Raw genomic sequence first — 22,647 nt, 5'->3', positions numbered from 1 at the left:
GTATAATACTTTTGCCCTTTTGCCATTGTAGACACTTCCTTCCCTTTTTATATTTTAAGACGTTCTACTTTTTGTGTCTACACTAATATACTAACACCATACTTTTTCTTCAAAATAAATATTGATATTAATATTTACTTAATTTATGTTTATCCAAATCTTCCTGTTATATAATCTTCTGTACGCTTATCTCTTGGTCTATAGAATATCTCTTCCGTTTTTCCACATTCAATCATTTTTCCATTTAAGAAAAAGGCAGTATAATCTGAAACTCTTCCTGCCTGCTGCATATTATGAGTTACAGTTACAACTGTGTATTTTTTCTTTAATTCTTCCATTAATTCTTCTATTTTTATAGTAGAGATTGGATCTAATGCTGAAGTAGGCTCATCCATTAATAGAATTTCAGGTTTTACAGCAAGAACTCTTGCAATACATAGTCTTTGCTGTTGTCCTCCGGATATTTCATAGGCTGATTTATGAAGTTTATCTTTAACTTCATCCCATAATGCAGCTCCACGCAGACTAGTCTCAACTAATTCGTCTAAGGTGGCCTTATCTTTTATACCATGTCTTTTAGGTCCATAAATTACATTCTCATATATACTCTTTGGAAATGGATTAGGTTTTTGAAAAACCATACCTATAGTTTTTCTTAATTTTACTACGTCTATCTCTTTCGAAAGTATATTTTCTCCCTCTAACAATATCTCACCCTCAGCATGAGTATTTGGAATAAGATCGTTCATTCTATTTAATGTTCTTAAAAATGTAGATTTGCCGCAGCCAGATGGTCCTATCAAAGCTGTAATTTTATATGGCTCAATTTTTATATTTATTTCCTTCAATGCCTGAACTCTTCCATAGTAAAAGTTCAGATTTTTTATCTCTAAACCTAAAGACATATTTTTTCCTCCATACTATTTATTCTAATCTCTTCTGATACTTATTTCTAAGCAGTATTGCAATTGCATTTGCACTTAAAAGCACAACCATAAGAACAAGTATCCCACTAGCTGCTATTTGCTGAAATTCTTCCTGCGGTCTTGCAGTCCAATTATAAATTTGTATTGGCAGAGCACTGAAGGAACTCATTATATTAGTTGGAAGGAAACTAATGTAAACTGCAGCTCCTACAACAAGCAGCGGAGCTGCTTCACCAAGAGCCCTTGATACTGCTAATATGCTTCCGGTAAGTATTCCAGGCATAGCATATGGAAGTACAACTCCTGTAATAGTCTGCCACTTTGTCACTCCTAAAGCTAAAGAACCTTGACGCAATGCATCAGGTACACTTTTAACAGCCTCTTGCGTTGATGTAATAATTACAGGTAATATTAAAAGTGAAAGTGTAAGAGCTCCTGACAAAATGCTGGGACCAAACCCTAAACTCTTTACAAAAACGCTTAATCCTAAAAGCCCATATATTATTGATGGTACACCTGCTAAATTAGAAATATTAATTTGAATAAACTTATTTAGTTTATTTTCTTTTGCGTATTCTTCCAAATATATGGCTGTTCCAACACCAACAGGAAGCGATATTATAGTAGTAAGAATTATAAGCCATAAACTTCCTGTCATAGCTGGAAGTATTCCCGACTTTTCAGCTTTTCTAGAAGGAAAACTAGTTAAAAAATCCCAATCTAAATTTTTCAGTCCTTTTGAAAGCATGTCTGATATCAAAAGTATAAGGAATATAACTCCCACTAATGTACAGAGTATAAAAATTCCCTTGAATATATTATTTTTTACTTTTCTATATTTTATATTTTTTAAACTTCTATTATCCATTAAGCTACCTCCGACTTCCTGCTGATAATCGACTTTGCTATTATGTTAAGAATAAAGGTCATGACAAATAAGGTGGCACCAACTGCAAATAAAGTCCTGTACTCAACAGTTCCATGAGCTACATCTCCCATACTTATATTTACAATATAAGTTGTCATAGTCTGAACACTCTTTAATGGATTAAAATTCAATTGAGGATTTGAACCTGCTGCTATTGCTACTATCATTGTTTCACCTATAGCTCTTGAAACTGCTAATACAAATGAGGCTATTATACCAGAAATAGCTCCAGGTACAACAATTTTTGTTGCTACTTCCAATTTTGTTGAGCCTAATGCATATGCCCCATTTCTTATAGAATTAGGCACTGCAGTCATTGCATCTTCACTTAATGAAGCTACAAGAGGTATATTCATAATTCCGATTGCAATACTTGCACTAGCAACATTGAAGACTTCTGTGCTTGGAAAAATTGATTTTATTAAAGGTGTTATAAATGTTAAAGCAAAAAAACCGTATACTATTGAAGGTATACCAGCTAATATTTCTAGTATTGGTTTGATAATATTTCTTAACTTTCTTGATGCAAATTCACTAAGATAAATAGCTGTACCAAGTCCAATAGGTATAGAAACTATACTAGCCCCTAATGCAATCATAAGAGTACCTACCAATAATGGAATTATTCCAAAATTTCGCGGTTCCATTAATGGTGTCCATACTGTTGATGTAAAAAACTCATTAATAGAAACCTCTTTAAAAAAAGTAATGCTTTCACTAAGCAAACTAAATACTATTGCTATTGTTGTTAAAATAGATATACCTGCAAAAACTTGTAGACTTTTTTCTATTATTAATTCTTTAATATTAATAGGTCTTCTCTTTGAGCTGAACATATTAAACCTCCAATAAAGAAATTTCAAGTGATTTGTTGATTTTTAAGTGCATAAAAAACCACTTGAAATTAATTTTAATATACTTTGGTTAAATTCTGTGTTAAGTTATGTTAAGTTTTTGTTAAATGCGTTTTGTGAATATGTTAAGGCTATCAATTAAGTCAACGGATAATTTATTAAGCTTTGCACAATTTTGTTTCATTTCCTTCATTATTGCAAACTGATCACCAGCTGCTGACGACACAGTATCAGAATCTGATGCAGTGTTATTTGCTACTATAGATATATTATTTACAACTTCTAGCATCATATTCTTTTCTGCATTAATATCACCGATTTTATTATAAATATCTGATATTATATTTTTAACTTTACCTGCTTCAAGACATATATTATTAAGTGCTTCTTCCATATTTCTCACACTAATATTCTGTTCTGAAACTATGGCTTTACTTTTATTAACAATATTTTGTACGTTTTCTGATTTATTTTCTAATTTTCTTATTATTTGCGTTATTTCTCGTGTCTTCTCATAAGAAATTTGAGAAAGTTTTTTAACTTCTTCTGCAACTACAGAAAATCCTCTGCCTGATTCCCCTGCATGAGCTGCCTCAATAGCAGCATTTAATGCAAGAAGATTTGTTTGATTTGCAATATTTTCTATTACCAAAAGTATATTTTCTATTTCCTTTATTGAATACGTTAATTCTAAAGCTTCGTTACAAACCTCTTCTGAAATTCTTTCAGTATCATCAGCTTTAATATTTAGTAACTGCATCTCCTTAATTCCGCTATGAACAATAAAATCCGTTTTGTTTGAAGCCTCCATCATTATATCTGCACTTTTACTAATTAGCGAAATATTTTCTGCAATCTGTTCTATTTTATTTGCTCCCATCTCCACAGCTGCAGCTTGTTCTTGTGTACCAGCTGCAATATGTTCAATGGAATCTGAAACAAGTTTAGCACTCTCGAAAGCCTTTGTGGTTAAATCAACAAAATTATCTGAAGCTGAACTGACAGCATTTGATACATTTATTACCTTTGAAATGAGGTCTCGTAAATTTTTAGTCATTTCATTGAAATCATTGCTTAATTTCTTAATTTCAATGTTTTCATTATGTTCGGCTTTCACATTAATATTGCCGGATGCCACTTCTTTCATAAGCTTACCTATATTAAATATTGGATTTGTTACATCTTTAGAGTATTTTAAGGATACTGTTAAAGCTATTAAAATCATTAACAGTACTAAAATAAATATAAATATACCAATTTCTGTAATGCTCCTCATAAATTCTTTTCTGCTCATTGAAGTTACTACTAACCATTCTGCATTTTTTATTGAACTATATGCTGCTACACTTGATATCCCGCTCTCGTTATAGAATTTAAAGCCTTTTATACTCTGTCCTTTTTGAAAATTACTCAATTCTGTATTTACAAGATTATTTTCAACTTTTTTTAGTAACAAATCCTTATTTTTGTGATAAATAATATTTCCGTTCTTTGATACTATGTATAAAAAACCATTATCTCCTACTTTTATATCATTCATATTTGATGTAAATTTGGACAAATCAAACATGATTACAATCAAACCCATTTTATCTGCTTTTGTTTCAATAGATGCCGCAACAGGTATAACGTAATTTTCAGTAGCTATTGACTTCATTGGTTCTCCAACATAAAATTTTTCACCATTTTTTATCATTTTAAAATAGTCTGTATTAGAAATATTTAATTTTTCATATTTGTGATTAAATATAGACCCATCTGCTATAACTTTACCATTTATATCAGCTATAAAAATAGTTTCATACAACTTTTCTGAGCTTTCTATTGCATTTTCCATACTTATTATTACTTTATTAAGCTTAACTGCTTCTTTAATTTGTCCTGTGCTGAGGTTTTCCTGCATTAGTACAAGCAAATCAGATTGTGATGATAAACTTTTTAATATACTATTTGAATCTGCTATTACAGTATTTACATTATTTTTTACTCCTTCAGCATAAGCCTCCAGCATATTTCTTTGAGATTTATACATCTGATTATAAACTTTACTAAATATGAACACTCCCATTAATAAAATCGGTATAATTGAAATAGACGTAAATACTATTGTCATTTGTTTTTTTAAAGAAAGGTTTGATTTAATTTTATTCATTTTTAAAGCTATTTTATTTGCATTAATTTGTAAAAATTTATTATGGCTAAACTTATTTAAATTTATATTTTTAATATTACTTAGAAATTTTTTGAAACTTTCACTAAAATTCATAATACCCCTCTTTTAAACAATTTAACTTTAAAATAAGCGCCCATATCATTTTTGTATAGGCGCTTATTTTATGAAATATTTTATTTATTTTATTATTTTACAAGGTCTAATTGTTTAGTATAATCAGCTTCTGGCAATGCTACATATCCAGCTTCGGATACAAGATTTTTCGCATTGTTTAAATAAAAGTTAACAAATTCTTTAACTTCAGCCTTCTTTAAAGCTTCCTTATTTACATAAATATATAAAGGTCTTGAAAGAGGTTTGTATGTTCCATCTTTAATTGTATCAAAACTTGGAGCTACTCCTGCAATATTAACTGCATTTAATTTTGATTTGTTAGCTTCATAATAAGAGTAACCGAAGTATGACATACCATTTTTATCTCCAGCTACACCTTGAACAAGAACACCGTCATCTTCACTTGTAGTAACATCTGTTGCTCTTGCTGACTTAGCCTTTTTATTTATTGCTTCTGTAAAGAACTCGAAAGTACCTGACGCTGTTCCTGGTGCATATAATTTAATTTGTTCAGCTGGCCAGTCAGCTCTCACATCTTTCCAAGTCTTAACAGTGCTTCCTTCCTTCCATATGCTGTTTAACTCTTCAACAGTCATATCTTTTGCCCATGTATTATCTTTATTAACAACTACTGTAATTCCATCTAAAGCAACCTTTAATTCAATAAATTCTACTCCATTTTTAGCGGCAGCATCTTTTTCTTCAGCTTTTATAGGTCTTGATGCATCTGCTATATCTATTTCTTTGTTTATAAACTTTTTCATTCCGCCGCCAGTACCAGACTCACCAACTGTAATTTTAACATCTGGATTTTTTGCTTTAAATTCTTCAGCTACGGACTCTGATATTGGAAGAACTGTTGAAGAACCGTCTATTTTTATCTCTCCTGATAACTTTGCTGTTGGTGCTTGTTCCTTATTCTCTGCTGGCTGCTTGCTTGCACATCCCGAAAATACAGTTGCTGTAACAAGTATAGAACTTATTAGACCTAATAATCTTCTTTTAGTCATTTAAAATCTCCTCCTAGAAACTTTACATTTTTTTCAACAAGATTATATTATCATATAATTTTGTTAAGTATGTTTCGTCTATGTTTAGTGTTTGTTTAGATTGTGTTAATTATGTAAAACTTTGAATTATTCAAATAAAATTGTTCCCTGTAATATAACCTATAAATATTGAAAATATATAAAATATAACTAATATAACTAAAAAAAGGTATAATATCAAATTGATATATACCTTTCTTTTAAATATCATTATTCATTTAAATCTTTTTGCTCACCTGTTACTAAATAAATAGTCCATTCACAAATATTAGTAGCGTGATCTGCAACTCTTTCTAAGAACTTGCATATAAACAAAAATTGTGTTACCTGATTTATAGTAGTAGAATCTCCTGCCATGATTGTTAATAGTTCGCTAAATACTTGTTTATAAATAGCATCTATTTTATCGTCCATTTTACATGTATCATAAGCCTTTTGAACATTACCTGATACATAAGCGTCGATTGAATTTTTTATCATTTCTTTAACTATATCAGCCATTTTAGGGATATCTATAAGCTGTTTTATATATTTTTCATTTTTTAATCTTAAAGTTATTTTAGCTATATCTACAGCATGATCAGCCATTCTCTCTAAATCAGTGACAATTTTTGTAGTTGTAAATATACTCCTTAAATCCAAGGCAAGGGGCTGTTGAGTAGCTATTAATTTAATACACTTATCTTCTATTTCCTTTTGGAGATTGTCAACTAAATCATCGTCTTTAATTATTTTATTAGCTAAAGTTTCATCCTGATGTACCAGCGCTTCTATACACTGATATATTTGTTTTTCAACAATACTCCCCATTCTTAAAATTTCCTGATGAAGTCCCTGTAAATGAATATCAAAAGATCCTCTTGTCATAATTTTCACCCCTTAAAATTATAGATTAACCAAATCTTCCAGTTATATAGTCTTCTGTTCTCTTATCTTTTGGATTGTAGAAAATATCTTCTGTTCTGCTGCTTTCTATTACTTCCCCGCTTAAGAAAAACGCCGTATAATCTGCAATTCTTCCTGCTTGCTGCATATTGTGAGTTACGATTATAACAGTATAATTTTTCTTCAATTCATCCATTAATTCTTCAACCTTAGCTGTTGAAATTGGATCAAGTGCTGATGTTGGCTCATCCATTAAAAGTACCTGCGGCTGTACAGCAAGAACTCTTGCAATACATAATCTTTGCTGCTGCCCTCCAGATAATCCCATTGCGTTTTTATTAAGCCTATCTTTAACTTCATTCCAAAGTGCTGCACCTTTTAAACTTTTTTCTACAATTTCATCAAGTTCAATTTTACTTCTCACTCCATGTATTCTTGGACCATAGGCTATATTGTCATATATAGACATAGGAAAGGGATTAGGTTTCTGAAATACCATACCTATTCTTTTTCTAAGTTCCATAACATCAAATTCACTATATATATTTTTATTCTCATATAAAACTTCCCCTTCAATTTTGACGTTATCTAATAAATCATTCATTCTGTTAAGTGTTCTTAAAAATGTTGATTTACCGCAACCTGAAGGTCCGATTAGGGCAGTAACAGAATTTTCCTTTATGTCTAAATTGATATTTTTCAAAGCTTTAACATTACCATAATACAAGTTTAAATTTTTTGTTATTATTATGCTCATTCTGCTCCCCCTTAATCATTTACTGTTTCTACTTACAATTTTTTATTTTACACTATTAAAGTTATATTAATGTTATGTGAATGTTAATTAAAATTAACATTTACTTAGAATTATAAATTATCATAATTCTAATTTTTAGAAAAAAAACTAACTATTCAATATTATTTACTTTAATGAATAGTAATATTCCATACATAATAAATGGCCATTATTTTATTCCTTTCACTTATATATTACTTTCTACAAATTAATACTCTTGTTTCAGAACAAACTTTTTTACTGCCTTTGCAACTCCATCATTATCATTTGTTTCTGTTATATAATCTGCTTTTTGCTTTACTATGTCGATGGCGTTACCCATGGCTATGCCCATGCCTGCAAACTCAATCATGGACAAATCATTTTCACTGTCTCCTATTGCTATAATTTTTTCTCTTTCTATATTGTAATAATTGCTTAATATTTCTACGGCACTTCCTTTAGACACTCCTCTGCAGGTAATTTCTACATTATGCTTAAAGGAACTTGCAATTTCAATTCCATCTATAGACTTTAATTCTTCCCTGATTTTCTTTATCTTATTTTCATCTCTCACCATTATTTCACTTTTTACTATATTGTCTTTTTCTTTTTTAAATATGTCCTGCCATTGCTTACGTGTCCATACATGCTTAAAATTTATCTTTTCATTAAAAATGCCCCTTAACTTTAAATATTTCATAAAAGCTGAAGCGAAAATATTTCCAGAATACATTGTTTCTATTGTAGAAAATGTTGGCCTTATATTATATTTTAGAAATATATCCAAAAGCTTTAAACATAACTTTTCACCTAAAATACTCTGATAAATAACCTCATCTTTGTCTTTTTCCTTTATAATTGCTCCATTTGAAGCAATAACAGGAGATTTCACGCCTATAAGGTCAGAATACTCCCTAGCATCAACATACATTCTGCCTGTACTTATAACAATATGAACTCCTTTTTCATGAGCCTTTTTAAGTGCTTCCTTTGAAGCCTCACTCACTTTATGCTGTTTGTTTAAGAGAGTTCCATCCATATCTATACAAACTAATTTATAATCCATAGTTACCTCCTGTCCAATAAAAATATAATAAAAAAGTGCAGCATAAACCTACACTTTTTTACTCTCATTATAAATTATACCAAATATTTGCCGTTTGTCTCTATAGCTTTTTTGTATCAGGAGAAAACAATACACTTTCTCTTTCAACAAGCTCAGTTTTTATTTCCATTTTCAGTTTTACTTCATCTCTATCAGTTATCTTTTGGATTAGTCTCTTTACTGCAGTCTTACCGATATATTGTTTATATACTCTTATTGTAGATAACCTTGGACTGCTTATTTCACAAAAGGGCATATCATCAAAACCCACTATAGAAACATCCTCTGGAATTTTAATACCTTTTTCTTTCATTGCTCTTATAGCTCCAAATGCAATTATATCATTAAAAGCAAAATACGCTGTGGGAAGCTTAAAATTCTTATCATTAAGTACTTCTTTCATATCTCTGTAAGCACCTTCAAGAGTTGGTTCAAGTACTACCTCATATTCATGGTGTATATTTAAATTAGAGTAAATTAAAGCCTCCTTAAACCCCTCATATCTATACCTGAAGTTATTAATAATTTTTGAACTTCCCAGGCACCCGATTTCCTTATGTCCTTTTTCAACTAAATATTTAACAGCCTGATAAGCACCCTGCACATTATTTATAAGTACATAATCAAAATCAGCATTATTAAAATAATTATCTAAAATAATTACTGGTATGCTTAATTTCTTAAAAGGTTCTAAATCTGATTCATCCATTTCAGTAGCAAGCAGTAAAACTCCTGCAATCTGATCTTGTTTTATTATTTCTTGTATATCCTCATCACTGTGCTCATTATGTATTACATGGGAAACTATCAATTCAAAACCTTCTGCTCTGCACTCTCTTTCTATTCCTTCAATTAATGCAGAAAAAAAAGGAGTATCTGAAACAACATAACCTTGTTTTTTAAATATAATAAATCTGATTATATTGCTTTCTTCTTTATTGTTTCTATAATACCCCATCTCTTCAGCAATCTTTAATATTCTTTCTCTAGTTTCCTTGCTAACACCTTTTTTGTTATTTAATGCATTGGAAACAGTTCCAGGAGATACTCCTGCCAATTTTGCAATATCCTGCATTATTGTTTTCATTACTGATTCACCTTACCTCTTAGCTTTATAACACTATAATTATCATAATACAAAAAAAGTTACCAATCAAGTTTTACTAAATATTTAGTTTAATATTATTGTATCTCTTTTATACATAATTATAGCTTAAAATAACAACCAGGAAGGATATTATTATGATTCCTTCCTGGAATTTTAACAAAATTACTCCCCTCTAATCCATGCTTTAATATCTTCTTCATTATCATCATATAAATCTGGCACAAGACCTGGAATGTATTTACATGCTTCATAAATTACCGGAACTACATCTGAGTGTATTCCAACACAATGGTGAACATATGGCCCTGTTACAAGCTTATCCTCAAGCTTTGTCCAATTTTTAACTTCTACCCAAAGATAAGTGCCCTGATTAAAAGGTCCTTCTATTCCTTTAGCATTTCCTAAAAGAACTGAGTAATTTCCATGGTCTCCATCAAATCTTACTATAGATATTTCTCCACCTTCAATTTCTGCGTGAACAGATCCAGGAAGATGCTCAGGAAATGCAAATGGTCCTCCAAATTTAGCTTTTGTACCTTTTTTAACTAAAGAAATCGGCCATGGTCCACAATGCTGCAGAAGCTCACCATTTTTATTTGTAGGATGTGCAACAGTCCAGTCAGCAAAGAAAGGTACAGCTTTCCCCATAGCTGCAGCTTGAGCCATTATTGAAGTTATAGCTCCGTGAATATCAGTTTCACATACTACTGGTATTCCTTCATCAGTTAGAAGAGAATTAGCAACGCAAGGCATTACACTTAAAACTTCCTGCATAGCATTCCAGCATTGTATTGCAACTGCACTGCAACCAAGCTCCTCAGCATACCTTTTCATTGCAACTTTCATAGCAGCAAGACGAGTTACAGCATTATCAGGAACACAGATTTCCATGTTGTTTTTAATATATTCTACAGTTTCAGCAACATCTTCATCCTTTTCTTGTTCTATCTTTAATATTCTATTTGCAAATTCAGACATAGTAATTGGTGTAATTTGTATTCCAAATTTCTCTAAAAGTTCACCTTCATTACACATCATTGTCCAGAAACCTGCAGGTCTTGTAGAAATCTGAAGTACTCTAATATTTCTAAACTCTTTAACAACATTAGCTGCTGCAATAAAGTTTCTTAAACCTCTTTCAAACGCCTCATCTTCTAAAGAACAATTTGGTATATAAGTAAAAGGAAGATTAAATCTTCTTAATATCTTTCCTGTAGCAAAAAGACCACACTGAGAATCTCTTAACCTAGTACCATCTGGTAGTGGTGCTTCATCCCTAGGTCCCCAAAGCAAAATAGGCAAATTTAATTCTTTAGCAACTTTGCACACTAAATCCTCTGTACCAAAATTGCAGTGTGGAAAAAATAATGCATTTACTTTTTCAGCCTTAAATTTATCAACAACTTTACTTACATCACTTTCACTAAAAAGTAACCCTTCCTCATTTACATCATCTATGTTAATATAATCAATTCCTAATTCCTGAAGCTTCTTTTCTGTTAATCCCTTAAATTTGAGTGCGTCTTCTTTACTAAATATTGATCTTCTTGTTGGCGCTAAGCCAATCTTTATTTTAAAATCCATAATTTTTCCTCCTCTATTCTGACTTAATAATAATTAATTTACTATCATGTATTAGTTAATACTCTTTTAACCGCTGTTTTCCAGCCACTATAAAATTTTTCTCTAAAACTATCTCTCATTGCAGGAAAATATATATTTGAACTTTTTTGCAATGCTTTAATCTCTTCCTTACACTTCCATATTCCTGCTCCAAGTCCTGCAAGATAAACAGAACCCATGCTTGAAAGCTCTGCAATTTCTGCTTTTGCAACATTAACATTAAGAATATCTGACTGAAACTGCATTAAAAACTTATTTGAAGTAGGACCTCCATCCACTCTGAGCTCTTTAAGTCTTATTGAACTTTCTGATTCAATTACCTCTACTGCATCTCTTATTTGATAAGCTATACTTTCTACAGCCGCTCTAACAACATGATTTTTATTGCTTCCTCTAGACATTCCAACTATTGCTGCCCTTGCATAAGCATCCCAATAAGGTATACCAAGTCCTGAAAAAGCAGGCACTACATAAACTCCTTCATTATCCGAAATAGCATGTATCATATCTTCTATTTCAGAAAACTCCTGAAATAATCCTAAGTTTTCCTTAACCCATTTTATCGTATCTCCAGTACAATGAACGATGCCTTCAAGAGCATATTCAACTTTTCCCCCTATGCCCCAAGCAATAGCTGTAACCAATCCGCTTTTAGGCTCAATATAGCTGTTGCCGATATTCATTAATATAGAAGAACCTGTCCCATAAGTTGCCTTCGCCATACCAATCTCAAAACACTGCTGTCCGAAAAGTGCCCCCTGAGAGTCACCTATGACTCCTGATATTGGAAGACTAATGTCAAATAACTCTCCTGCTTCTGTATATCCAAAAATATCATCAGAACACTTAACCTCTGGAAGCATATTTTTAGGAATATCAAATATGTCAAGTAATTCATCATCCCATTTAAGTGTTTTTATATTAAACATTGAAGTTCTGCTAGCATTGGTATAATCTGTAGCATGACTTTTACCTCCAGTAAGCTTCCAAATTAACCAACTGTCAATGTTCCCAAGCGAAAGCTCACCTTTTTCAGCTTTTTCTCTTGCTCCATTAACATTGTCTAGTATCCATTTTACTTTAGTTGCTGAAAAATAAGGATCCAGCATAAGACCTGTTTTTTCCTTTACAGTATCTTCAAAACCTTTATTTTTTAGTTCATCACATATATTAGCTGTTCTTCTGCATTGCCATACTATTGCATTATAAACAGGAATGCCTGTATTTTTATCCCAAACTAAAACAGTCTCTCTTTGGTTTGTAATAGCAACCACATCAATATCAGAAGGTATTATATTACATTTATTAATCACATCTTTTAAAATCAATTTAACGTTTTCATATATTTCCAAGGGGTCGTGTTCAACCCAGCCTGGCTTAGGATAATATTGTCTGTGTTCTTTTGAACTTTTTGCAAGTATTTTACCATTACTGTCAACAATCATTGATTTGCTTCCAGATGTGCTTTGGTCTACTGCAAGAATATAACCTTTTCCCAAACTATCCCTCCTCTTATTTCAGCAGCATTTCTTTTACAGATTTACATAGATTTTCAGCAGTTAATCCATAATGCTTAAAAATTTCAGGTCCTGTTCCTGCAATAGCAGGCTCATCTGGTATTCCAATTATTTTTACCGGAACTGGCTTTGTTTGAACTACAACCTCAGATACTGCAGCTCCGAGACCACCAAATATGCTATGTTCTTCAATAGTTATTATGTGTCCTGTTTCTTCAGCAGCTTTTATAACAGCCTCCTCATCTAAAGGCTTAATTGTATGCATATTTAAAACTCTGCAGCTTATGCCTTCATTTTTTAATACATCTGCTGCATCAATAGCAGGTTTAACAGTTTCACCAGCTGCGATTATTGTTATATCTATACCTTCTCTCATAGTAACTGCTTTACCAATTTCAAATTGAAAATTTCCATTTTCATATGAATCCTCAACTGGATTTCTTCCTATCCTTATATATACTGGTCCGTCATGCTTTAAAAGAGCTTCAGTCATTTTCTCAGTTTCAAACCTGTCTGCCGGCAATATTATTGATATCCCAGGTATAGCTCTCATTACTGCTATATCCTGCAGAGAATGATGGGACATTCCAAGGGCGCCATAGCTTACCCCTCCGCTTATTCCAATAAGTTTTACATTTGTTTGAGAATAAGCAACATCCACCTTAATCTGCTCAATGCTTCTCATTGTTAGAAAGCATGCTGGAGAAGCTGCAAAAGGCTTTTTGCCACAAGTAGCAAGTCCAGCTGAAATTCCAACCAAGTCCTGCTCAGCAATTCCAACCTCAACAAACTGCTCTGGAAGAGTCTTTGCAAAATCTGTCATAGATGCTGATCCACGTGAATCGCTGGTTACAACAATAATATCTCTATCTTCTTTACCATATTTTATTAAAGTATCACATATTACCTGTCTATTCGGTATTTTATTCATAAGCTGTACCTCCTCTATTAATTTCTGCAACACTTAAGCTCCCAACTCTGCTAAAGCTTGTTTCATTTGCTTTTCATCAGGCACACCATGATGCCATTTTGCTTCATTTTCCATGAAAGATATTCCCTTACCCTTAGTAGTATAAGCCATCACAAGAGTTGGTTTTCCGTGGACTCTAGGTACACTTAAAAATACTTCCTGAAGCTTTCCAACATCATTTCCATCAACAGTTATTACATTCCAGCCAAAACTTGTCCATTTATCTTCTAAAGGGTCAAGTCCCATCACATCTTCAGTACAGCCTGAAATCTGAAGTCTATTTCTGTCAACAATAGCAATAAGATTATCAAGCTTATAATGTGCTCCAGCCATTGCTGCTTCCCATACAGAACCTTCTGCCTGTTCACCATCTCCCATTAGTGTGAAAACTCTATAATCCTTTTTATCCATCTTAGCTGCAAGTGCCATGCCAACTGATACTGAAAGGCCATGACCTAATGCTCCAGTATTCATTTCTATACCTGCATTTTTATTATTAGGATGTCCTATAAGTGTAGACCCAAACTTACTAAAAGTTTTAAGTTTTTCTTTTGGAAAAAAGCCCTTATCTGCAAGAATACAATATAAAGGTTCAACACAATGTCCTTTACTTAATACAAATCTATCCCTATCTTCAAGCTTTGGATTTTCAGGTTTCACCTTCATAATACTGTAATAAAGAACTGTCATTATATCTGTACTTGAAAGCGCCCCTCCTATATGACCTGCTTTTGCTTCATAAATCATCTTTACTAAATCTTTTCTTATCTGTTTTGCTTTTGCTTCTAAATAACTAACCTCTACCACAAACACCCCTCCAGCTGAATATAAAAAATTTTATTTTTAAAAATAAATATTTATTTCTTTAAAAATATTCAAGTAACTTTTTTTTGTTAAATTTATCTGTTACAATATAAATAATAATACTTTATCGTGCTCATTTCAATAGTTTTATATAAATATTTTTATATATTATACTAAATATTTATATAAAACTTTTTCAAATTTAAAAGTGCTATATTAAGCAGTTGCTTAATATAGCACTTTTAAATTTATTTTAATTCATTCCAACAAATTATTACTTTTTCTTTCCAATAATCAATACATCTTCTTCAAAGTTATGCATCTGTATAATGGTCTTGTCTTCTTCTATGTTAACATTTGGATATAATACATTTTTATCATAAAGATCAATAACTTTAAAATCATATTCTTTAAAAGTTTGATTTAAAATTACCTTTGTATTTGTTGGTACATAAATAAAAATCAATTCTCCATCCATTTGTTTAGCACAGCGTATCTCTTTTGTATTATTTAAAACTATATCTAAAGGAATGAGACTCTTAATGTTATATGTTTCAAACAAATACTTAATATAACCATAGTCCCAGGCACCAGGAAACTTTACAGCATCCTCCCAGAACATTGGATCATCAAAACCTTCACCAAGTATTCCTGTTTTAGCTTTATTTATCTTATTCCAATTCCATATGCCGTGAGCTCCATAAGTTACACCTGCACAAGCCCCTGATAAAATCGAAGACCATGCTGCTTTTCTTATATCTCTTCGTCTGAATCTTCCATACATTTTTCTGCTATAACCCATCTGCTCATAACAAGGTTCACTATTAATAATTGGTTTTACCGGAAAATCATTATAAAATTTTTCAGCTAGTTCAAAAGCCATATATTGATACTCACTGTTATGCCCTGATTGAAACATATAAAAATCAATTTTATTCATAAGACTATCAGGTATAGTGCTGTAACGGCCTCTAATATGCAGTGTTTTTAAAGTATTTGGACTTAACTTTGTTATAGTATCTAAGGCACACTCATAATAAGATATAGCTCGCTCTGTTTCAAAATCAGTATCTCCGCTTACTACATAAATTGGATTGAATTCATCAAATGTTTCATAAATTTTCTTTATCAAAGGCTTGATAAAATCATAAGGCATTATATTATCGCTTATAATTGCACTTGCCCATGTTTCTGGTACATAATTTGCCCAAAGCAAAACAAGCTCCAGGCGAAAACCTTTATCTACAGCCATCTGGCACATTCTTTTCGCACGATTAAAATATTCTTCATTAAAGGATGTAAAGTGAAAAGTATGATTATCCTCTGTTGGAAATGGATAAATATTTAAATCTGATGCACTTCTATCCCATTGAGGCAAAGTATTTATTTGAAGCACATTAAATCCTTGAAATTTTCTTTGATTAAGATAGTACTCCCATTCTTCCATACTTACGTTAGTAAATGCACTCCAAATAGTATCTGCTAAATAGAAAAACGGCTTCCCATCTAATACAAATCCTCTACCCTCAGCATTTATTTGAATATTCTTCACAGCTATCCCTCCTGTATTTTTTATATATAAACATAATAATTAAAATTGTTATACGTCCAATACAAATATTGCAGATAAGAACTCTTATCTGCAATATAAAGTCTAACCTTATTTTAAAATTTCATTTTTATTTTTTTATTATCATGCTGTCATTAAACCCAAACAGATAAGTAGTTACTGCTGATCCAACATACGCAATTACACAGGCAATTAAGAAACCAGTAAAACCTTGTCCAATATATGCAGGTAGGGTAAGAGCGCTTGTACCTACAAATGTGGAAGCACCTGCACCTGCACCTGCTGTAATAGCACCTGCTATACCTGAAAATACACAGGCTATGATAAAAGGTCTTTTATACTTTAAATTCACACCATAAATTGCCGGCTCAGTAATACCTGTTAAAAATGCTGGAACTGCAGCTGAACCTGCTATTGCCTTTAAATCCTTGTCCTTAGTTTTCAGGAATACACCTAAGCAGGCTCCTGCCTGACAGAAGTTATTTGGACCTGTAATTGTAAATAATGTATCACGTCCATAAACAGCAAAATTATTAAGTACGATAGGAACAAATCCCCAGTGCATACCAAAGAGTACAACTACTGGCCAGATTAAAGCAATTACTCCGCCTGCGATAATTGGATTTATTGCAAGTACAGAAGTATAACCTGAAGCTAAAAGCTTGCCAAGAAAATCTGTAACAGGTCCTATAACTAAGAAAGTAGCAGGTATTACTGTAACTATACAAAGTGCTGGCACTAGGAATCTATTTAAAATTTCTGGAACAATTTTTGCGAAAAACTTCTCAACCTTTGACAATACCCATACCGCAATAACTGCAGGAATAACACTTGAAGTATAACTTACTAATACTACAGGAATACCTAAAAATGTAAGTGCAGTTTTTGATGAAAAAGCCGCTGTCATATTAGGATGTACTAGTGCTGCACCTACGCAGAATGCCACAAACTGATTTGTTTTAAAACGCTTAGCTGCAGTTATTGACAAAACAATCGGTAAGAATGTAAATATAGCATCTGCTGCAGAGTACAATATTGTATATGTTCCTGATTTAGTATCCATCCATTTCAATGTAGTTGCAAGAATTAAAAATGCTTTTATTAAACCAGCCCCAGAAAAAGCACCTAACATTGGTGTAAAAATAGCTGAAATAGTTTCAATAAGAAGATTCAACCCTTTTCCTTTAGGAACTTCATCGTCACTTACTGCACCTTCTAAAGAAACTCCAGTTACTTGTCCAATTGTTTTATATACATCAGCTACATGGTTACCAATAACAACTTGAAACTGACCAGCACTTTCAACAACAGTTATAACTCCATGTAATTGCTCAATTGCTTTCTTATCAGCTTTATCTCTATCTTTTAATTTAAATCTCAATCTAGTTGCACAATGAACTAAAGATGCAACATTATCTTCTCCACCCACATTTTTAATAATGTCTTTTGCTAATTGCTCATAATTTTTAGCCATAATCAAACTCTCCTTTTAAAAATATTAAGTTTGTTTTTATAAATCCGCTTACTTAATTTTTAGCTTTTTGATAAAATTTAATAATAATGACATCATTCTTTGATTTACTAAATATTTAGTATAATATTTTAGTTGTATTTTGCAAATTATTGTAGATTCTTAAAACTAAGAAAGCTTAAATATCTTCTCTCCTTTCCTGTATGTTTATCTTATTAAATGATATTATAGCACTTAAAGTACTTTTTACTAAGAATAACTAAATTAGACATTTATGGCCATAAAAAGCTTTTCATTTGTCGTACAATGTTATTATATTTTATTCATTTAAATTATTCAAGTATTTTTAGTAAATATTTATTTATTTTTATATAATTATTTATATAAAAATAAAACAACTCATTTCATCCTCATAAATTAATAAGACGAAATGAGTTGTTATTTAATTTTTGATACTAATAAAATTTTATACTAACTGGTCCTAATAGTCCAGTAGGTTCCTGCACAGCAAATTGAGAAAAATAGTCTTTCTGTGATTTTACAAGCGTATTTGTTACTTCCACTACTAATTTATTTGTACCTTTTTTAATATAATTGGTTATATCAAATTTATAAGGAGGGCATATTTTAACTCCAATATTATTATCATTTAGCCACAGTTCTGCTACTTCATACACTCTTCCTAAGTCAAGAACTGCCTTTTCAGCAGTTTCTTCTGCTGTAAAATTAATTTCATATCTGATAATCCCAGAAAAGTTCGGGTATAAGTCAAATTTAGCTAAATTAACTAACTCTTTAAGCTCTGTTTCCAAATTGAAATTTGGATACTCTGCTGCTTTAGCTAAAAATACCTTCCAGCTTCCTGATACATTAATTTCTTTAACCTCTTTTAAATTTTTAGCATTATCGATAACTTCTGTTTCTAAAGCATCATCTCTGAATATAATTATCTTTGACTCATAGGTATTCAGCTTTAACTGTATCTCTACACCATTACTCTTATTATTAGTGTTACAATTTTCAATTTTATTTTCAAAAGCATCATAATATACAGCTTTTTTATTTAATGGAATAAATACCCTAGTATCTATATTGTTATAAGGATGCTCGTTAAAGAACATGAATATATCAGCATCCTCCTGCCTATAGTGAAAATAGGTTACATAAGGCTCAAAGCTGCTTAAAGCAATTTCATTAAACCCAAGACTTTTTATTTTATTTCCTAAGCCTTTAAGAGCTAAAACTATGCAGTTTTTATTATCTTTTATACTGCTTAAAATTCCTTCAGTGTCAATGCCTTCACTAAACCTTTCAGGAAATTCTTCTATAAAAATTATTTTAAAACCTTTTTGAGCAGCTTCAGCAATTCTTATTAATAAATATTTCGGCAGAGCTTCAGCATAAGGTATTATAAGACATTTAAATTTTTCTTTATTTATAACGAGCCTATCATCTTCTATTTGTACGCTGTTTTTAAAAATATCTGCAGGAACCACATCGCAGTCAATTTGATTTTGAATAAGTTCCTTTACTACCTTCTCAAAAGGCATATATTTTCCCGACCATTCAGCTTCGGCATGATATAATACCGCTACAGGTGCTACATGTGTTCCCTCTGAAAGCAGATGGCTTATTTTATTAGTATAATCTGACCATATTTTCATGTGCTTAAATTGGGCATCATTTCCCCCTGCATAAAAATGTGGCGGGCAATCCGTATCAGGAAAAGTTTTTGGTGAAAAAGCATGGGGTACAAAATAATTTACCCCTCTTACAAGCAAGTGGTCTGTAAGCCACTTCATAAACTTTAAGCCTTCAACCCATCCATAAGCTCCAAAAAGCTCGCAAATAGTTCTTCCTTTTTTCTTAGGGTCAATATGTGCTAGTGATGTTCCAAGCTTTCCAAGGCCATAGTGAAAAAATTCTCCGTCCCATCCATCTGTAGAAAACCCTGCATGTTTAAAGTCCATACCAGGTACAACCTGCCCGCCGATAACATCTATCCCTGACATATCCTGACCATAAAGGGCTCGAAAGAAATGACCAGTTCCATAACCAAGCCTGCTGTGAGCACCATTATCTTCAATTATATGTCCAATATACTCTACACCGTGCTCCCTGCACCAATTGCCAAGCTGATTTGTAAAATTTTCACCGTACATTCTGCTTACAACGTTCATATAAGCATATCTGACTAAATGAGCCTTTTCTCCACCCTCAGTAAATAAAAGAGGAAGATAAATTAAAATATCTTCACTTACTTCCTTCTGCATTATTTTAATCATATCATCACTCCAGGGAAGCACCATCTTAGTTTTCCCTATAACACCATTAAAACCCTTTAAGTTTCCAAACCTAGGCTCATCTGAAAAAAATCCTGCTAAAGTTTTTCCAAAATCATCTTTATATCTATCAAAATGTGCTTCATATACAGTGTCAATTAAAACTTTTGTTGCTTCAGGTACAAGAGGATTTAAATAATCCTTAGTTGTTTCTTCTCCCCCTCTGCGTGTCTGATAAACAACAAATATACTCCAATATCCTTCTGGCAAATCCCAGTAAAGCACACCATCTTGAACATATTCAGAAACATTTATAAGAGTTTTATCATCAACTTCTCCTGTTTCCACATCTGATATTTTAGCAGCTACTACTGCTAAAATTTTATCTTCCTCTGCTTTAAATCCTGGACTTAATGCTGCACGTCCCGGGAAATACTTTATTATAAAGGATGAATCTTTTAGAGGTCCTGCAAAGTCCATTCTATGAACATTTAAATACCACTTTCTAAGTTCTGGATGCTGCTTTTTTATTCTTCCGGCTGCATATCCTGTTGGAAAATGACTGTCGTCTAAAACCCAAACTTTCATTCCGCGTTTTCTAGCTTCATCCATTATAATATCCATGTCCCTCCACCACAGAGGACCAACAAAATCCGGATGTGGTCTTGATTCTATACAGACTGCTTTAATTCCAGCTTCATAAATATTCTTCATATAATCTCTAAGAATTTCTTCACTTTCTCCATGCTGCCAGAAAAAAGGCAATATATAATTCTTCTCTTTATTCTCTAAAACTTCCCTTAATCTTTTCATAATCTACCTTCCTTGTGCTATAACTTTAATGTAAATAAATCATAACATTTTTATAATTTATTCTAAATATCAGAACAAAACTAATACACTGACCAAACTTAATAAATAGCAGCTAATTAAAAAATTAAAATAAGAGGATTATCTTATGGTAATTTCAAAAATAATCCTCTCTTTTTCAAATATATATACTTTTAACTAAGCTTCTTTATTTTCAGTCATTTTTGAATTGTAACCCCAAATTAAAGTTAGTATAAACCCAACTGCAAGTCCTACCGCTGCTGAAAGAAGAAATCCATAAAATCCTGTATCTATTCCTTTAGGATTAATAGCTGATGGAATCTGAAGTAAACCTGCGCCGCCAAATGCATAGATAGTTGCTTTAAATAATCCTGCAACAGCACCTCCGATACTTCCTCCTATAATAGCCATAATTAAAGGCTTTTTATATGGAAGTAATAATCCGTATATTGTTGGTTCGCTTATACCAAGTAAACACATCATACTTGATGACCAAGATAAATTCCTAACTTTTGCATCTCTAGCCTTAACAGCAATAGCTATTGCAGCTCCTGCCATGGCAAATTGATTTGCAGTAAGTAATGCAATCATTGAATCATGTCCATTTGCTGTAAAATTATTAATAAATATTGGAATAAAAGCCCAGTGAAGTCCAAACATTACAATAAGAATCCATGGTCCGCCTAGTAGTAAACCACCTATTACAGGGTTAAAGTTATAAGCTGCTACGGTTACTTTTGATAAAATGTTACTTAGAAATGTTAAAACAGGTCCTACTGCAAAAAAAGTTAACGGAACCATGATAACCAAAACTATAAACGGCGCTATCATGAATTTTAAACCTTGAAATACAACCTTACTTACAGCTCTATCTAGAATTGACGCCAGCCACACTGCTACTATAACTGGAAATACTGAAGAGGTATAGTTTAATATGTTCATAGGTATTCCCACAAAAGATATCGCTGCACCTTTTCCTGCTATGGCAACTATTGTTGGATACACCATAGCTCCACCGATTGCCATACCTAAATATTGATTAAGCTTAAAGTATTTTGCTGCTGATGCTCCAAGGAAAATAGGGAAGAAATAAAACACTGTATCAGCTATAGCATATAAAACCTGATAAGTTGATGAATCTGCTGTTAAAACATGAACTGCTGTTAAAAGTGATAATAATCCCTTTAATATACCTGTTGCAGCTAAAGGTCCCAGTATAGGTGTAAAAACACCTGAAATCATTGATGTAAACCTGTCAAATAATTTACCTTTAACCTTTTCTTCTGAAACTTCTATTTCCTCATTTTCCCCTATTAATTTAACTACTTCCTTAAATACAGGCTCAACTTGGTTGCCTATTACAACCTGATACTGTCCACCTTTTTCAATAACTGATATAACACCCTCTATTTTCTGAACTTCCTCTTTTTTTGGTATAGAAAAATCTTTTAATTTAAATCTAAGTCTTGTAATGCAGTGTGTTAGACTGCTTACATTCTCTTTACCGCCCACGGCCTTAAGTACTTCTGTAGCCACTTGTTTGTGATTCATACTAATTCCTCCTATCTAAATTTTATAAATAATTTATTATTGCTATGTGTAAATGATAACATCTTCATCAAGTAATCAAAATATCAAAAAGAAAGATGTTGACTGACC

Annotated in this window: 17 protein-coding genes; all 17 read right to left on the bottom strand. The window is 31.9% G+C overall.

The genetic code is table 11. The annotated features are described in order from the left end of the window. Positions 1-149: 149 nt before the first annotated feature. A complete protein-coding gene (gene pstB, locus M2651_RS11050) occupies positions 150-905 on the bottom strand; it encodes a phosphate ABC transporter ATP-binding protein PstB (RefSeq protein WP_252132412.1) in 756 nt (251 codons plus the stop codon). Positions 906-924: 19 nt separating this feature from the next. Continuing rightward, positions 925-1,794, bottom strand: coding sequence for a phosphate ABC transporter permease PstA (pstA, locus tag M2651_RS11045; RefSeq protein ID WP_252132411.1), 870 nt, complete (start codon positions 1,792-1,794; stop codon positions 925-927). Continuing rightward, the gene (pstC, locus tag M2651_RS11040) at positions 1,794-2,690 is read right to left on the bottom strand and encodes a phosphate ABC transporter permease subunit PstC (RefSeq protein WP_252132410.1); all 897 of its coding nucleotides are present in this window, start codon (positions 2,688-2,690) and stop codon (positions 1,794-1,796) included. Before pstC ends, pstA begins: the two co-directional genes overlap by 1 nt. A gap of 121 nt (positions 2,691-2,811) precedes the next feature. After that, on the bottom strand, positions 2,812-4,974 hold the full coding sequence (locus M2651_RS11035; RefSeq protein WP_252132409.1) for a methyl-accepting chemotaxis protein: 2,163 nt from the start codon (positions 4,972-4,974) through the stop codon (positions 2,812-2,814). Between the two features lie 92 nt (positions 4,975-5,066). Beyond that, positions 5,067-6,005 carry a PstS family phosphate ABC transporter substrate-binding protein gene (locus tag M2651_RS11030; protein ID WP_252132408.1) on the bottom strand — a complete coding sequence of 313 codons (939 nt, stop codon included), beginning with the start codon at positions 6,003-6,005 and terminating at the stop codon, positions 5,067-5,069. A 249-nt stretch (positions 6,006-6,254) separates the two neighbouring features. After that, positions 6,255-6,911 (bottom strand): phosphate signaling complex protein PhoU, encoded by a 657-nt coding sequence (phoU, locus tag M2651_RS11025; RefSeq protein ID WP_252132407.1) that lies wholly within the window; start codon positions 6,909-6,911, stop codon positions 6,255-6,257. A 25-nt stretch (positions 6,912-6,936) separates the two neighbouring features. After that, the gene (gene pstB / locus M2651_RS11020) at positions 6,937-7,686 is read right to left on the bottom strand and encodes a phosphate ABC transporter ATP-binding protein PstB (protein WP_252132406.1); all 750 of its coding nucleotides are present in this window, start codon (positions 7,684-7,686) and stop codon (positions 6,937-6,939) included. 247 nt (positions 7,687-7,933) lie between these two features. Further along, complete coding sequence (locus M2651_RS11015; protein WP_252132405.1) at positions 7,934-8,773, bottom strand: Cof-type HAD-IIB family hydrolase; 840 nt, start codon at positions 8,771-8,773, stop codon at positions 7,934-7,936. A 100-nt stretch (positions 8,774-8,873) separates the two neighbouring features. After that, positions 8,874-9,899, bottom strand: a complete 1,026-nt coding sequence (locus tag M2651_RS11010) for a LacI family DNA-binding transcriptional regulator (protein WP_252132404.1) — start codon at positions 9,897-9,899, stop codon at positions 8,874-8,876. A gap of 183 nt (positions 9,900-10,082) precedes the next feature. Next, positions 10,083-11,504, bottom strand: a complete 1,422-nt coding sequence (locus M2651_RS11005) for an L-fucose/L-arabinose isomerase family protein (RefSeq protein ID WP_252132403.1) — start codon at positions 11,502-11,504, stop codon at positions 10,083-10,085. A gap of 44 nt (positions 11,505-11,548) precedes the next feature. Further along, positions 11,549-13,042 carry a glycerol kinase GlpK gene (gene glpK / locus M2651_RS11000; protein WP_252132402.1) on the bottom strand — a complete coding sequence of 498 codons (1,494 nt, stop codon included), beginning with the start codon at positions 13,040-13,042 and terminating at the stop codon, positions 11,549-11,551. Between the two features lie 13 nt (positions 13,043-13,055). Then, positions 13,056-13,991, bottom strand: a complete 936-nt coding sequence (locus M2651_RS10995) for a transketolase family protein (RefSeq protein WP_252132401.1) — start codon at positions 13,989-13,991, stop codon at positions 13,056-13,058. A gap of 33 nt (positions 13,992-14,024) precedes the next feature. After that, entirely contained in the window at positions 14,025-14,837 is an 813-nt protein-coding gene (locus M2651_RS10990) for a transketolase (RefSeq protein ID WP_252132400.1), read from the bottom strand. Between the two features lie 271 nt (positions 14,838-15,108). Continuing rightward, on the bottom strand, positions 15,109-16,386 hold the full coding sequence (locus M2651_RS10985; protein ID WP_252132399.1) for a glycoside hydrolase family 140 protein: 1,278 nt from the start codon (positions 16,384-16,386) through the stop codon (positions 15,109-15,111). 127 nt (positions 16,387-16,513) lie between these two features. Next, the gene (locus M2651_RS10980; protein WP_252132398.1) at positions 16,514-17,878 is read right to left on the bottom strand and encodes a PTS transporter subunit EIIC; all 1,365 of its coding nucleotides are present in this window, start codon (positions 17,876-17,878) and stop codon (positions 16,514-16,516) included. 452 nt (positions 17,879-18,330) lie between these two features. After that, on the bottom strand, positions 18,331-20,970 hold the full coding sequence (locus tag M2651_RS10975; protein WP_252132397.1) for a glycosylhydrolase-like jelly roll fold domain-containing protein: 2,640 nt from the start codon (positions 20,968-20,970) through the stop codon (positions 18,331-18,333). 195 nt (positions 20,971-21,165) lie between these two features. Continuing rightward, positions 21,166-22,539 carry a PTS transporter subunit EIIC gene (locus tag M2651_RS10970; protein ID WP_252132396.1) on the bottom strand — a complete coding sequence of 458 codons (1,374 nt, stop codon included), beginning with the start codon at positions 22,537-22,539 and terminating at the stop codon, positions 21,166-21,168. Positions 22,540-22,647: the final 108 nt, after the last annotated feature.

Source organism: Clostridium caldaquaticum, assembly GCF_023806125.1.
Taxonomy (GTDB): Bacteria; Bacillota; Clostridia; order Clostridiales; family Clostridiaceae; genus Clostridium_AT; species Clostridium_AT caldaquaticum.
The sequence above is the reverse complement of the archived record's forward strand: the minus strand, read 5'-3'. Positions and strand labels throughout refer to the sequence as shown.